Origin of the sequence: Lysobacter sp. CCNWLW3 (assembly GCF_036697405.1) — a bacterium.
Lineage (GTDB): Bacteria > Pseudomonadota > Gammaproteobacteria > Xanthomonadales > Xanthomonadaceae > Lysobacter.
Genome location: NZ_JBAHWA010000004.1, coordinates 264,616 through 279,735 on the forward strand (window position 1 = coordinate 264,616; position 15,120 = coordinate 279,735).

General features: G+C 70.4%; 10 protein-coding genes. 7 read left to right on the forward strand and 3 right to left on the reverse strand.

From position 1 onward, the window contains the following. Positions 1–96: 96 nt before the first annotated feature. Complete coding sequence (locus tag V1318_RS10090) at positions 97–2,277, reverse strand: bifunctional (p)ppGpp synthetase/guanosine-3',5'-bis(diphosphate) 3'-pyrophosphohydrolase (protein ID WP_332939512.1); 2,181 nt, start codon at positions 2,275–2,277, stop codon at positions 97–99. A gap of 76 nt (positions 2,278–2,353) precedes the next feature. Between V1318_RS10090 and V1318_RS10095 the strand changes: the two genes are divergently transcribed. Next, positions 2,354–2,848: a hypothetical protein gene (locus V1318_RS10095; RefSeq protein WP_332939513.1), complete on the forward strand. Its 495-nt coding sequence runs from the start codon at positions 2,354–2,356 to the stop codon at positions 2,846–2,848. 237 nt (positions 2,849–3,085) lie between these two features. Further along, complete coding sequence (locus tag V1318_RS10100) at positions 3,086–3,598, forward strand: hypothetical protein (protein WP_332939514.1); 513 nt, start codon at positions 3,086–3,088, stop codon at positions 3,596–3,598. A gap of 298 nt (positions 3,599–3,896) precedes the next feature. Here the strand turns inward: V1318_RS10100 and hrpA are convergent, their stop codons facing one another. Continuing rightward, positions 3,897–8,129: an ATP-dependent RNA helicase HrpA gene (gene hrpA / locus V1318_RS10105; protein WP_332939515.1), complete on the reverse strand. Its 4,233-nt coding sequence runs from the start codon at positions 8,127–8,129 to the stop codon at positions 3,897–3,899. Positions 8,130–8,270: 141 nt separating this feature from the next. On the opposite strand from hrpA, the gene V1318_RS10110 reads away from it, so the two are divergent. The 5 genes from V1318_RS10110 to V1318_RS10130 all read left to right on the forward strand — a co-directional run bounded on the left by V1318_RS10110 (position 8,271) and on the right by V1318_RS10130 (position 13,709). Next, a complete protein-coding gene (locus tag V1318_RS10110; protein WP_332939516.1) occupies positions 8,271–8,846 on the forward strand; it encodes a Dps family protein in 576 nt (191 codons plus the stop codon). Positions 8,847–9,106: 260 nt separating this feature from the next. After that, positions 9,107–10,918, forward strand: coding sequence for a DNA helicase RecQ (recQ, locus tag V1318_RS10115; RefSeq protein ID WP_332939517.1), 1,812 nt, complete (start codon positions 9,107–9,109; stop codon positions 10,916–10,918). Positions 10,919–11,673: 755 nt separating this feature from the next. Then, complete coding sequence (gene pip, locus V1318_RS10120; protein WP_332939518.1) at positions 11,674–12,627, forward strand: prolyl aminopeptidase; 954 nt, start codon at positions 11,674–11,676, stop codon at positions 12,625–12,627. 60 nt (positions 12,628–12,687) lie between these two features. After that, the gene (locus V1318_RS10125; RefSeq protein WP_332939519.1) at positions 12,688–13,200 is read left to right on the forward strand and encodes a hypothetical protein; all 513 of its coding nucleotides are present in this window, start codon (positions 12,688–12,690) and stop codon (positions 13,198–13,200) included. Then, positions 13,197–13,709, forward strand: coding sequence for a hypothetical protein (locus V1318_RS10130; RefSeq protein ID WP_332939520.1), 513 nt, complete (start codon positions 13,197–13,199; stop codon positions 13,707–13,709). Before V1318_RS10125 ends, V1318_RS10130 begins: the two co-directional genes overlap by 4 nt. Positions 13,710–13,912: 203 nt before the next feature. Here the strand turns inward: V1318_RS10130 and V1318_RS10135 are convergent, their stop codons facing one another. Further along, positions 13,913–15,016, reverse strand: a complete 1,104-nt coding sequence (locus tag V1318_RS10135; RefSeq protein ID WP_332939521.1) for a hypothetical protein — start codon at positions 15,014–15,016, stop codon at positions 13,913–13,915. Between the last annotated feature and the right edge of the window lie 104 nt (positions 15,017–15,120).

The following is a 15,120-nucleotide window of genomic DNA, read 5'->3' on the forward strand; positions in this document are numbered from 1 at the left end:
TCTGACGTCACGGCCGAAGCATAGCCCCGTCGCGGCTGCATCAGAGTGACGGCCGAGACGCATGCGGGCCGCAACGCCCGGGCGCACGGCCCTTGCTCAGCAGCGCTGCGCCTGCTCCACGCCGGGCAGCGAGGACAGCTTGCCCAGCAGGGTCGAGAGCTGGCCGTAATCGGCCACGCGCAGGCGCAGACGCAGGCGCACGCGCGCGCCGCTGCGCTCGACGTCGCTGCGGATGCTGACCACGTGGGCGTTGCCCTGCGCGATCAGGTTGGTGACTTCCTTGAGCAGCCACTTGCGGTCCAGCGCCAGCACTTCGATATCGGTCTCGTAGCCGCTGCCCTTGCGCCCCCATTCCACCGGCAGCACGCGCTGCGGTTGGGCCGCGGCCAGGCGTTCGAACGCGGCGCAGCCGGGCCGGTGCACGCTGACGCCGCGGCCGCGGGTGAGGTAGCCGACGATGGGTTCGCCCGGCAGCGGCTGGCAGCAGCGCGCCAGCTGCACCAGCAGGTTGCCGACGCCCTCGACGGTGAAGTCGGTGCTCTTGCTCGGACGCCGGCGCGGCACCGGCGCCAGGGTGGTGGTGCCGGTCGCGGGCGGCGGCGCGGCGGCGGCGCGCTCGTGTTCGTGCAGGGCGCGCCCGACCTGGTGCGGGCCGAGGTCGCCCAGCGCGACCTGGACGTAGAGCTCGGCGTCGTTGCCCAGGTTGAAGCGCTCGCGCGCGGGCGCGAGGTCGGCGCCGAGCAGGCCGAGCCGGCGCAGTTCCTTGTCCAGCAGCTCGCGTCCGGCCTGCTCGTTGCGGGCGCGATCGAGCTTGTGGAACCAGGCCCGCACCTTGTCGCGCGAACGTCCGCTGGCGAGGAAGCCGTTGGCCGCGACCAGCCAGTCGCGGCGCGGCTCGCCGGTCTTGGCGGTGAGGATCTCGACGCGGTCGCCGCTGCGCAGCTTGTGGTCCAGCGGCACGATGCGGCCGTCGACCTTGGCGCCGCGGCAGCGGTGCCCGACTTCGGTATGCACGTGGTAGGCGAAATCCAGCGGGGTCGCCCCGGTCGGCAGGTCGATCACCTCGCCCTTGGGCGTGAGCACGTAGACCCGGTCCTCGACCAGTTCGGTGTCGAGTTCGCCGGCCAGGGTGGCGTCGCCGCCGTCGCGGCCGCCCTCGCCGTGGGCGTCGAGCAGCTTGCGCATCCAGGCGATCTTGCGGTCGAACGAGGCGTCGGCGGCCTGGCTGCCGACCTCCTTGTACTTCCAGTGCGCGGCCACGCCCAGCTCGGCCTGGCGATGCATGTCGTGGGTGCGGATCTGCACCTCCAGGGTCTTGCCTTCCGGCCCGACCACGGCGGTGTGCAGCGAGCGGTAATCGTTGCGCTTGGGCCGGGCGATGTAGTCGTCGAACTCGCTCGGGATCGGCGTCCATTGCGCGTGGACCACGCCCAGCGCGGTGTAGCAGGCGGCCAGGTCCTCGACCATGACCCGCACCGCGCGCAGGTCGTAGAGCTCGCCGATCGGCACGTCCTTGCGCTGCATCTTCTTCCAGATGCTGTAGATGTGCTTGGGCCGGCCGGCGACCTCGGTGCCCTGCAGGCCGGCCGCGGCCAGGGCCCCGCGCAGGGTGCGCTTGACCTGCTCGATGTAGCGCTCGCGGTCGCCGCGCTTCTCGTCCAGCAGACGCGCGATCTTCTGATAGGTCTGCGGTTCCAGGTAGCGGAACGCCAGGTCTTCCAGCTCCCATTTCAACTGCCAGATGCCGAGCCGGTTGGCGAGCGGTGCGTGGATGTCGCGGGTCAGCGCCGCCAGTTCGCGGCGCGCGTCCGGCGCCAGGGCGTCGGCGTTGCGCATGCGCGCGAGCTGGCGCGCCAGCAGGATGGGCACCACCCGTAGGTCGCGCACGATCGCCAGCAACAGCCGGCGCAGGCCTTCGTGGCCGGAGCGCGCGCCGTGCTCGGCGTGCAGGGTCCAGACCTGGGCGGCGGCGCGCTGGCCGTCGAGCAGGGCCGCCACCGCCGGGAACTGCTTGTCCAGCGCCGCGCCCATGGCCGCGGCCAGGCCCGGATAGGCGTGCAGCAGCGCGGCCGCGACGGTGTCGCCGTCGGCGCCGAGCAGGCCCAGCGCGTCCAGGGTGGCCGCCACCACCGGCGGCGCGTCCAGGGCGTCGCGTGCGGCGGCCGGGTCCTGCGCGGCCTGATCCAGGCGCTGCCGCAGCGGGCCGGCGATCGCCGCCGCCGACGCGTGCGCGAGCGCGGTCTGGATCGGAGCGGGGGCGGAAGGCGATGCGTTCATCGCGGATTGCGTATCGGGATCGAAGCGGTTCGGGGGAGCGTCTACACTAGCCGCCAACCGACCCGAGGAACAGCACATGCTCCGCACCCGCCCGCTGATCGTCGCCACCCTGCTCGCGCTGGCACCGCTTGCGGCTTTCGCCCAGTCGCAGCCGCCGATCGAACAGGAGATGACGCCCGAGCAGTTCAAGGCCGCGGGCCTGGACAAGCTCAGCACGCAGGAACTGGGCCGCCTCAACGAGTGGCTCAACCGCAAGATCGGCGACGAAAGCGCCAAGGCCGCCAAGAGCGCCAAGGAAGTGATCGAAACCGAACATCGCGGTTTCTTCAACTTCGGCGGCTCCAGCGACCCGATCGCCTCGCGCATCAGCGGCGAATTCCGCGGCTTCGGTCGCGGCCGCCAGTACACGCTGGACAACGGCCAGGTCTGGCAGCAGTCCGACGACGCCTCCCTGGCCGGGGTGAAGCTCAGCAATCCGGAAGTGAAGATCAACCCGGGCCTGATCGGCAACGTCTGGTACATATCGGTGCAGGGTTACAACGCGCGCGCCAAGGTGCAGCGCATCAAGTAAGCGTCCCTACGCGCGGCCCTGCGACCAGCATGGCCGCGTCCGAGCGCGGCGCCCGCCGCGGCGCAATGCGTCCCGGATCGCGATGATCCGGGCGCCGCGGCCAGCGGCCATGTCAAGAAACTGTCACGCCTTCGCAATAGTCTGGGCGGCCTGAACCGCGCCATCCGCCGTCCGCCGCATACCGGCCGCGGCGATCGATGGCGCCCGACTCCGCACCGCTGTCGCCAGGCCTGACCCATGCGCCGACTCCACCGTACCGCCCTCCTGCTTGCGCTCGTCCTGTTGCCCAGTCTGGCCGGCGCGCAGACCGCCTACCGCGACCTCGAACACCGCCTCAGCCCCGAACAGCTGCGCCAGACCGGCCTGGACGCGCTGACGCCGGCGCAGTTGGCCCTGCTCAACCGCCTGCTGCGCGAGGACGCCGAACGCGAGGCCGCTGCGGCGCCGCCGGCACCCGCCGCCGTGCCCGCGATGGCCGGCGCGGCGCCCGGCCATGACGACGCCGGCCTGCTCGAAGGCGCCGGCGACGGCCCGATCCGCAGCCGCCTGCTCGGCGATGTCGCCGAATGGGCGCCGGGCACCGTGTTCGCGCTGGAGAACGGCCAGCAGTGGCGCGTGCTCAAGGGCAGCCTGAAGTTGCGCAAGCCGATGCAGGCGCCGGCGATCGTGGTCGTGCCGGGCGTGAGCGGGCGCTGGTTCCTGCAAGTCGACGAGGACCTGCCCAAGGCACGGGTGCAGCGGATCAAATGACGATCCGCCCAAGCGCGCAGTGCGTGGCTTTGCCGAAACGTCACCGCCGCGAAGGCGGCGCCGGAGTGACCGCGGAACTCTCGACCGCGCGCAACGCGGTCGACGTGTGCCCGGGATGTTCGTTCGGCGCGGGCCACGTCACATGCCCACAAGACGCTGAAGTCACTGGATCCCCGCCTTCGCGGGGATGACGAGCCAAAGCGACAACGCCGCAACCGGCGATCAGCACCAGCAACCAGCAACCAGCAACCAGCAACCAATAATCAGCCGTCAGCGAGAAATACCCGGCTGCCCCGTCCTAACTGCGCAGTTGCGCCAGTCGGTTCGCCAGCTTCTTCGGCGACACCCCGCCGCGCACGCCCAGCTCCTGCGCGAACAGCGACACCCGCAGCTCTTCCAGGTCCCAGCGCAGCGCCTGCCAGCCCGCCGTCCCGGCGGTGCCGGCCGCGTTCGCGGCCGCCAGGGCGTCGGCGAAGGGCTTGAGTTCCAGCATTCGCGCCTGGTCGCGCACCGGATCGCGCAGGGCGCGTTCGCCGCGCAGGGCCAGGGCCTTGAGATAACGCGGGTACTCGCGCAGGGCCTCGGCCGGCACCTCGCGCAGGAAGCCTGGCGGCGTCAACGTCGCCAACTGCGCGCGCATGTCGTCGAGGTTGCCGCTGGCCCAGCCCATCAGCGGCGACTCCAACTTGGCGCGCGCGTCGGCGACCGCGGCCAGGATGGTCTCGGCCTGACGCAGACGCTCCATCGCCTCCGGGAACAGCTTGCGCGCCACCGTCTCCCGACGCGCCTCGAACGCGGCGGCGTCGCGCACCTGCTGCAGCTCGTCGTCTTCGCCCAATAGCGAACGCAAGGCGCCGCCGACCAGGTCGTCGCGCAGGCGGTCGCTGTCGCGCGGGCCGTCGGCGCGCGGCGCGGCCGATTCGATCGCCGCGTACAGCAGGCCGGTCTTGGGCGACACCGGCAGTTGCTTGCGCGCCTGCTTGAGCTTGTCCGCCAGCGCGATCGCCAGCAGCCGGCGCACTCCGTCCGGGTGCGCGCGCAGCGCGGCCTCGCGCTCGGCGTGCACGCGCAGGGACACGCTGTCGCCGTCGTCGTGCAGGGCCGGGAACGCCGGCACGCCGGCCGCGCCGGGCACCGAGACCGGAATCGGCTGCTCGGGGAAGGCGGTCAGGCCGCGCTGGCCCAGACCGTCGGCGGCGCGCGCCGCGAACGCGCGCGCGGCGCGTTCGCCGAAACGCGCGCGCAGTTGGTCGAGGTCGCGCGACTCGGCCAGCACGACCGGCTCGGTCTTGCGCCCGCCGGCGCCGCGCTCGTCGCCGGCATCGAGCAGGCGCAGGTTCATGCGCAGGTGCGCTTCGATCGCGCCGGGATCGAAATCGCCGGCGGCGACCTCCACCCCGGTCAGCTTGCGCAGGAAGCGCGCGAGCGCGCCGACCAGGTCGTCGGCCTCGGGCTTGGCGTGCGCTTCCTGGAAGGCCTTGGCGAAGTCCGGCGCGGGCACGAAATTGCGGCGCAGGGTCTTGGGCAGGGATTTGATCAGTGCCGCGGCCTTGTCGGCGACGAAGCCCGGCGCCAGCCAGGACAGCTGCGCCGGGTCCAGCGCGTTGAGCAGGTGCAGCGGCACCGCCAGGGTCATGCCGTCGTCGGGCGCGCCGGGCTCGAAGCGGTAACGCACCGCCAGCCGCGCGTTACCCAGCTGCAGATAGGGCGGGAAACGCGCGGCCTCGCTCTCGCCGCCGACCATCAGCTCCGCGCTGGACCATTCCAGCGCCGCTTTCTCGGCCGCCGGCAGCTTGCCGTACCACGCGTCCAGGGCCTGGGCGTTGTGCACCTGCGGCGGCAGCCGGTCCAGGTACCACTGGCTCATCCAGTCCTCGTCGACCACCAGCCCGGCGCGACGCTGCTTGGCTTCTTCGTCGCGCGCCTTGGCCACAGTGGCGAGGTTGCGCTGCAGGAAAGCCGCGCGGGTGTTGATCTCGCCGGTCACCAGGGCGTCGCGCGCGAAGATCGCGCGGCTCTCTTCCGGGAACAGCGCGCCGTAGTGCACCGGCCGCTTCGGCGCCAGCACCAGGCCGAACAGGCTGATCTGCTCGCTGCCGACCACGCGGCCTTGCGAACGCGCCCAGTGCGGGTCGTGGTAGCGGCGCGCGAGCAGGTGCGGCAGCTCCTGGATCGCCCAGTCCGGCTCGATGCCGGCGTTGGTCATCGACCACACCCGCTCGGTGTCCAGCAGGGTCGCGGCCAGCACCCACGGCGGCGGCTTCTTTGCCAGCGGCGAGCCCGGGAACAGTTGGAATTTTCGCCCGCGCGGGCCGTCGTAGAAACCCTTGTCGCCGCGCTGGCCGATCTGGCTGGGCAGGCCGGCGATCAAGGCGCGATGCAAAGTGGCGTAGGCGGCGGCGTCGTAGCCGACGGCCTCGTCTTCGCCGAGCTTGCGCACCTGCCCTGCCTGGCGCGGCATGCGCGCTCGCGGACCGTCCTGCCCGGCCATCCTCGGCCGGGCGCTCGCGACCGCATGAGCCTGCGGCTGATAAGCGCGGTCGCTCGCCCAGCCCAGTTCCTCGCACAGCAGCTTGAGCTGGCGATGCAACTCGCGCCATTCGCGCATGCGCAGGAAACCCAGGAAATGCTTCTCGCACCAGCCGCGCAGCTTGGACTGGGTCAGCTCCTCGTGCGCGTTCTGGTAGGCGTCCCACAGCTTGAGGATGCCGATGAACTCCGAACGCGGATCGGCGAACTCGGCGTGCGCGGCGTCGGCCGCGGCGCGCTGATCGGCGGGGCGCTCGCGCGGGTCCTGGATGCCCAGGAAGGCGGCGATCGCGATCATTTCGCGCAGGCAGCCGTGGGCCTGCGCGGCCACCAGCATGCGCGCCAGCTTCACGTCCACCGGCAGGCGCGCCATGCTGCGGCCGACCGCGGTGAGCCGGCGCTGCTCGTCGACCGCGCCCAGTTCGGTCAGCTGCTGCCAGCCGTCGGCGATGGCGCGGCCGTCGGGCGGCTCCAGGAACGGGAAGTCCTCGATGATGCGCGCCGCGCCGCCGGATTCGCCGTCGCCGCCGCGCTTGCCGCGCGCGTCGACGCTGCCCAGGCCCAGCGATAGCATGCGCAGGATCACGCCGGCCAGGGCGGCGCGGCGGATCTCCGGATCGGTGTAGCGCGGCCGCGATTCGAAATCGGCCTCGCTGTAGAGGCGGTAGCAGGTGCCTTCGCTGATGCGGCCGCAGCGGCCCTTGCGCTGGTCGGCGCTGGCCTGCGAGACCGGCTCGATATGCAGGCGGTCGAGCTTGCCGCGCGGGCTGTAGCGCTTGACCCGCGCCAGGCCCGGATCGACCACGTAGCGGATGCGCGGCACGGTCAGCGAGGTCTCGGCGACGTTGGTCGCCAACACGATGCGGCGCTTGGGGCCGGGGTTGAACACCCGGTCCTGGTCGCGCACCGACAGCCGCGCATACAGCGGCAGCACTTCGGTCTCGCGGTACTTGCGCCGTTCCAGGGCCTGGTGGGCGTCGCGGATCTCGCGTTCGCCGGACAGGAAGATCAGCACGTCGCCGCGCGGATCCTCGCGGGTGATCTCGTCGCAGGCGGCGACGATGCCGTCGTTGACTGAAAGGCCGGGATTCGGGATTCGGGAGTCGGGATTCGTAGCAGCGGGTTCGCGGCGGCTCGGTTTTTCGATGTCCGATTCCCGGCTACTCGTTCCCGTCTCGTCCAAGGGCCGATACCGCACCGTCACCGGATAGCCGCGCCCTTCCACGTTCACCACCGGCGCATTGTCGAAATGGGCGGCGAAGCGCTCGGTGTCGATGGTCGCCGAGGTCACGATCAGCTTGAGGTCGGGACGCTTCTTCAGCAGCTGCTTGAGGTAGCCCAGCAGGAAGTCGATGTTGAGGCTGCGCTCGTGGGCCTCGTCGATCAGAATGGTGTCGTAGGCCGACAACCAGCGGTCGGACTGGATCTCGGCCAGCAGGATGCCGTCGGTCATGAACTTGATCGCGGTGCGCTCGCCGACGTTCTCGTTGAATCGCACCTGGTAGCCGACCGCGCCGCCCACCGGGGTGTTCAGCTCCTCGGCCACGCGCCGCGCCACCGCGCGCGCGGCGATCCGGCGCGGCTGGGTGCAGCCGATCATGCCGGCGGCGCCGCGCCCGGCGGCCAGGCACAGCTTGGGCAGCTGGGTGGTCTTGCCCGAACCGGTCTCGCCAGCGATCACCACCACGGGGTGCTCGCGGATCAAGGCGACGATGCGCTCGGCCTCGGACGCGATCGGCAGCGAGGGCTCCACCGGCGCGCTGGGCAGGGCCGCCGCGCGCGCCTCGCGTTGCGCCACCGACACCGCCAGGGCCTGCGCGAACGCGTCGCGCGCGGCCGCGTCGCCGGGCTTGCCGCTCCAGCGCGACCACAGCCCGTGCAGACGGCCGCGGTCGCGGCTCAGCGCGCCGTCGATGGCGCGCCGGGCCTGGCGTAACGCGGCGCTAGCGTTGGTGGCGCTAGCATCGTCGGTGGATGGTGGCCTGGAGGACTCGTTCTTCATCGATAGATCGTCTGCATCGCAGCGCTAGGAACAAACCATTTAACATCGGCGGCGACAGCGCCTATTGTCGTCGCAACGCCGGAAAAACCCTATTCGGCCCGTCGCGGGCCGTCGCCATTCCACTAAGGACAGGAGCCCCCCATGGCCAAGTCGAACAAGCCCGACAAGAGCAAAACCAGCAAAACCAAGCCCGCCAAGCCGCTGACGCCGGCCGCCTCGCCCGCGCCGGGCAGCAACGCGCCCTCCATCGATATCGGGATCTCGCCGGCCGATCGCAAGAAGATCGCCGAGGGCCTGTCGCGCTTCCTGGCCGACAGCTACACCCTGTACCTGAAGACCCACAACTTCCATTGGAACGTGACGGGCCCGATGTTCAACGCCCTGCACGTGATGTTCGAGACCCAGTACACCGAGCAGTGGACCGCGCTGGACGAGATCGCCGAGCGCATCCGCGCCCTGGGTTTCAACGCGCCGGGCTCCTACGCCGAGTTCGTGCGCCTGAGCTCGATCCCGGAGGAACCGGGCCTGAGCGACGCCGCCGACTGGCGCGAGATGGTCCGCCAGCTGGTGGTCGGCAACGAAGCCGTGTGCCGCACCGCGCGCAAGGTACTCGACCAGGCCGACGACGTCGACGACGCGCCCACCGAGGACCTGCTGACCCAGCGCCTGCAGACCCACGAGAAGTACGCCTGGATGCTGCGCTCGCTGCTGCAATAAACGCTTAGCCTCCGCCCCCTGTGGGGGCGGCGTGAGCCGCGATCGACCGCCCGGGCAGCGGTCCCGGGCCGATCGCGGCTCACGCCGCTCCCACAGGGGGAGTTGCCGATGGCGGCCGGCCCGCGTCGACCTTGTCCGGCCGCGACCGCGGCGCGGGCGGCCCTGGATCGCGAGCCCCGGTCGCGCCCACGGCGAATTCCTACATCGGGCCACGGCATCCGCTTAGCGGCCGTAAGGCCGGCGCTCGTTACACTAGCGCCATGTCAGACCACGCCCTCGACCTGCTGCGCCGCACCTTCGGCCATTCCGACTTCCGCGGCGAACAGGCGCAGATCGTCCAACACCTGAGCGAGGGCGGCGACGCCCTGGTGCTGATGCCCACCGGCGGCGGCAAGTCGCTGTGCTACCAGCTGCCTTCGCTGCTGCGCGACGGCTGCGGCGTCGTGGTCTCGCCGCTGATCGCGCTGATGCAGGACCAGGTCGAAGCCCTGCGCCAGCTCGGCGTGCAGGCGGCCTTCCTCAATTCCACCCTGGACGCGGCCGCCGCGGCCGAAGTCGAGCGCCAGCTCCTGGCCGGCGAGCTCGACCTGCTCTACGTGGCCCCCGAGCGCCTGCTGACCGGGCGCTTCATGTCCCTGCTCGACCGCGCCCCGATCGCCCTGTTCGCGATCGACGAGGCCCACTGCGTCTCGCAATGGGGCCACGACTTCCGGCCCGAATACCGCGAACTCACGATCCTGCACGAGCGCTGGCCGGACATCCCGCGCATCGCCCTGACCGCGACCGCCGACGCCCCGACCCAGCGCGAGATCGCCGAGCGCCTGAACCTGGAGGACGCGCGCCGCTTCGTCAGCTCCTTCGATCGTCCCAACCTGCGCTACCGCGTGGTCCACAAGGACAACGGCACCCGCCAGTTGCTGGATTTCCTCGCCGCCCATCGCGGCGACAGCGGCATCGTCTACGCCTTCTCGCGCCGGCGCGTGGACGCGGTGGCCGAGCAACTGGTCGAAGCCGGCATCCGCGCCCTGCCCTACCACGCCGGCATGGACGCGGCCACGCGCGCGGCCAACCAGCGCCGCTTCCTACAGGAGGACGGCGTGGTCATGGTCGCCACCATCGCTTTCGGCATGGGCATCGACAAACCCGACGTGCGTTTCGTCGCCCACGTCGACCTGCCCAAGTCGATCGAGGGTTACTACCAGGAGACCGGCCGCGCCGGCCGCGACGGCGAACCCGCCGAGGCCTGGCTCTGCTACGGCCTGGGCGACGTGGTCAACCTGCGCCAGCTGATCCAGCAGGGCGAGGCCGGCGAGGAGCGCAAGCGCCTGGAGCTGCGCAAGCTCGACGCCCTGCTCGGCTATTGCGAATCCACCCAATGCCGGCGCCAGTCGCTGCTGGGCTGGTTCGGCGAACCGCATCCGGGCGCCTGCGGCAACTGCGACAACTGCCTGGAGCCGCCGCAGAGCTGGGACGGCACCGAAGCCGCGCGCAAGGCCCTGTCCTGTGTCTACCGCACCGGCCAGCGCTTCGGCGCCGGCCACGTGATCGACGTGCTGCGCGGCGTGGAGACCGAGAAGGCGCTCAAGTTCGGCCACGACCGCCTCAGCACCTGGGGCATCGGCAGCGACCTGGACGCGCGCCAATGGAGCAGCGTGTTCCGCCAGCTGGTCGCTGGCGGCCTGCTCGAAGCCGACATCGAACGCCACGGCGCGCTGCGCCTCACCGCCGACAGCGGCCCGGTCCTGCGCGGCGAGCGCGACCTGCGCTTCCGCACCGAACAGCCCAAGGCCGCGCGCAGCCGCAAGACCCGCAGCGGCGCCGCCGCGGCGCCGATGATCGACCTCGATCCGACCTCGCTGGCACGCTTCAACGCCCTGCGCGAATGGCGCTCGGCCACCGCACGCGAGCAGAACGTGCCCGCCTACGTGATCTTCCACGACGCCACTCTGCGCGCGATCGCCGAGGCCGCACCAGACGACCTCGACGATCTGTCGCGGATCCCCGGCATCGGCGCCAGCAAGCTCGACCGCTACGGCGAGGCCGTGCTGCAGCACCTGCTGGACCACGCCTGAGGCCAGCCGTCGCGCCCCAGCTGCAGCTCACCTCCGCCTGTGGCAGGGGCGGGCGCGCCGCCTTGCCTTGTAGGAGCGGCGCAAGCCGCGACCGCGAATCCCGACCACCGGCGCAAGCCCTCCGCAGTCGATGCCATCGAACAACCGGCGCGGCCAGCGACCCAACGCCGGCTACTACGGACGCGACCACCGCGACCCGACACAACGCGGTCGCGGCTCGCGCCGCTCCTACCCAAAGCAACGCGCCGCCCCTGCCTTCTGTAGGAGCGGCGCAAGCCGCGACCGCGAGCCCCAAGCTCCGGCACGAGCCCTCCGCAGTCGATGCCATCGGAAAACCGGCGCGGCCAGCGACCCAACGCCGGCTATGGACGCGGCCGCCGCGATTCCGACACAACGCGGTCGCGGCTTACGCCGCTCCTACCCAAAGCAATGCGCCGCCCCTGCCTTCTGTGGGAGCGGCGTAAGCCGCGATAGCTCAACCCCAACCACCGGCGCAAGCTCTCCGCAGTCGATGCCATCGAACCGCCTGCGCGGCCAATGACGCATCGCCGCTCACCGGTACGGTCGCCGCGACACGAAGCAATGCCATCGCGGCTTACGCCGCTCCCACACGAAGCTGGCCAGCGCCAGGTCGCTGCCCCGTCGTCAGCATCGGACACGCCCGCTCGCTCGTCGCGATCACCGTTTCGCCGCAGCCCCTATCGTACCCACCATCGCCGCGCCGTATGCTTGCGCAAACCCCACGGAGCGGCGCCATGCGCGAGCTGTACCCCGAGATCGAGCCCTACCGCACGCAACGGCTGGCGGTGGACGATCTGCACGAACTGCATATCGAGGAATGCGGCAATCCCGACGGCCTGCCGGTGATCTTCCTGCACGGCGGTCCGGGCGCGGGGGTCTCGCCCTACCACCGCCGCTTCTTCGATCCGGCGCGCTACCGCATCGTCCTGTTCGACCAGCGCGGCGCCGGCAAGTCCACGCCGCACGCGGAGCTGCGCGACAACACCACCTGGCACCTGGTCGCCGACATCGAACGCATCCGCGCGCACTTCGGCATCGACCGCTGGGTGGTGTTCGGCGGCTCCTGGGGCTCGACCCTGGCCCTGGCCTACGCCCAGGCGCACCCCGAACGCGTCCTGGGGCTGGTATTGCGCGGCATCTTCCTGGGCCGCCCCGGCGAGCTGCGCTGGTTCAACGAACTCGACGGCGGCGCGCGCTGGATCTTCCCGGAACGCTGGGAGCGCTACGTCGGGCACATCCCCGAGGCCGAGCGCGACAACCTCACCGAAGCCTATTGGCGCCGGCTCGACAGCGCGGATCCGTCCGAGCGGCTGGCCGCGGCGCAGGCCTGGGGCTATTGGGAAGGCGGCAGCACCACCCTGATCCACGACCCCGACGAGACCGGCAACTTCGAGGAACCGCACCTGGCGATCAGCGTGGCGCGCGCCGAGGCCCACTATTTCCGCCATGACGTGTTCCTGGAACCGGACCAACTGCTGCGCGATGTCGGCCGCATCCGCCATATTCCCGCGACCATCGTGCACGGCCGCTACGACATCATCTGCCCGGTGAAAAGCGCCTACGACCTGGCCCAGGCCTGGCCCGAGGCCGAACTGCGCATCGTGCTGGCCGGGCACAGCGCGGCCGACCCGGCGATCGTGGACGTGCTGGTGTCGTCCACCGATGCGTTGGCCGACCGCTACGCGTAAGTACGCGGACCGGCGCCGAGCCGAGCCCGCGCTTTACCTGTCCGGTCCTCGGAGTACCGCATGCGCATTCCGTTAACGACGTTGACGACGCTGGACGAGGACGCGCTGTCGGAGGCGCTGATCTGGATCGATTGGCGCTCCTTCGAGTCGGAAGTCGTCACCGGCTTTTCCGATGAACTCGACGAAGCCGATGCGATCGCGATGCCGGACGAAGACGAGCCGCGCGAACTGGTCCATCGCGGGACGAGCTATGCCGTCCCGCTGACCGAAAGCGGCCGCGACCGCTACGTGATGATCGCCTCGATCGCCGAAATCCTGAAGGAGCGCTACACCGTATTCGTGCACAGCGACTCCTACGGCGGCTCGGACACGCACGGCTTCCTGGTGCTGCCCAACGCGGAAGTCGCCCTAGCGCGACAGCAACACGCCGATTGGCTGAGCCGGAGCTTCGAGCCGCTGCCGCTGGGCATCGACGGTTTCAGCGGCAAGGCCATTCCCTATCTCGGCCACACGCCTGCGGATAGCGGGACTGAAACGCCCGCACGCAAGAAGCCGTTCTGGAAGGTCTGGTGAACCGCCTGTCGCCGACGCACGCGACGCTGGCGGCCCATACCGGAATCCTCGCCGTCCTGGGCAAACGCCTGACGCGCATGTGCCACGGCGAACTGGCGGTCGACGAGCCGCTGGAGTCGGACGATCTGGGCCCGTTGGAACTCGGCTTCGACGACGGCGGCTCGCTGCAGGCGCGGCTGATCTCGGATGGTGAATCGGCGACCTACGCGATCTACGCCTCATTGCCCGCCCTGCTGTATGCGCAGAACAGCGACTGGCGCCGGGTCGATCTGAGCGCCCGGGCGCCCTACCGCGCCTTGCTGGGCGCCCGGATCGTCGCGATCGACGCGCTGCTGTTCGGCGCGACCGTCGCGCCGGAGGTAGTGGCCGGCTACGTCTTCCACTTCGACAATGCACGCCGCTTGAGCTACTACAACGCCGGCGACACCGCGCACCTGTACTTCGACGCCTTGCCGCCAGCGCCTACGCCGCCGTTCGAACTACGCCCGGTACGCATCATCGCCGACTGAGCTCCATGGGCGCCGCGGACGCCGCATAGGAGCGCCGCCGCGCCGATCGGAATACTGCGACGCAGGCATTGCGCGTCGCAGCGTCCCGCGTCGCTCCTTGGCGGCAGCGGACTTCATCGCCCCGTACGGATCGGTCGTGCCGGCGCTTGCTCTGACCGAGAAAGAACGTGGCCGCCGCATCCCTGGATAGCGGCGGCCCCGGGTCAGCGCGACTTGCCGAAGATCGCCCCGCAACTGCTGCTATGGGCCAGGCTTTGCAGGCTTTGGCCTTTGGTGACGAAGTCGATGATCGTGCCCTCGCGGACTTCGAAGCTGGCGGTGCAATCGACCTTGGTTTCCGAGCGGGGCGGAGCGCCGCCCACGCACATCATTCCGCCGTTCTTGGAGTTCGGATCGGGCACGTACATGTTGCCCGGCCCGCATCCCTGCGACGGATCGGGCCCGAGCAGCACGGTGGACTTGTAGTAATGCAGGGTGCGCTTGGGCCCCTGATCCTCGAAACTGGTCGGCCTGCCCCAGGCGTCGACCAGTTCGGTTTCGCTGTGTCCGATCCAGGGCTCCAGGCCGTCGCGCACTTCGCGCGACTCCCGCTTCTTGCGCGCCTTGGCGATGGCGGCATTCGCCTCGGTCAGAGCCATCACGTCCGCGGTGCGCTGCCGGTCCTTCTGGTCGGCCTCGACGACCTGGCCGGCAATGGCGTTGGCCTCGGTGAGCGCGGCTTTCCTGCGCTCGGCCAGCTCGGCCATCTTGGCGTCCATCTCCTGCTTGGATCGCTTGCTGGCGACGACCGGGCGCTTGCCGTCTTCCCAGAAGTTCTTCCAGGCGAACTCGCGGATGTCGCCGGTCGTCAGCGGCCCCATGAACAGCAGACCGCGCTCGCTGTTGTTGAGCTTGCGCATCGCCAGCCGTTCGGCCTGCGTCTTCGGGCCCATCTCGCAGGCGAACTCGACCAGCTTGCGGCCGGCCGCGTCCTTGGGCGCTTGCGCGGGCTGGTCGGGCACGGTCTGGATGAAGTCGTCGCGTGGCGAAACCTGGATCAGTTTTTCTTCCAGCGTCTTGCGATCGCAATCGATGATCATGTTGGAGGAGACCGAATCCGGAGACTTCGGATGCTCCATCAAGGAGAAGGTCTCCAGCTTGTAGGTGTTCTTGGCGAATGGGACCGGGTCGAGAAACGCCTCATCGACCGTGACGATCAGGCGACCGGGCTTTTCGCCGCCCATGAACACCAGCCACCACTCCCCCGCCATCGCAGGCGTTGCCGCCATCGAGAGCATGGCTGCCACGGCTATGCTGCATTTGTTCATAACCATGCTCCGATTGCGTTACCCAAAATCCATCCGGCATGTCGGGGCCGGAATCCAGCCGGACTGCGAGCTCCCCGCGCCAACCGCAAGACTGCGACGCAGGG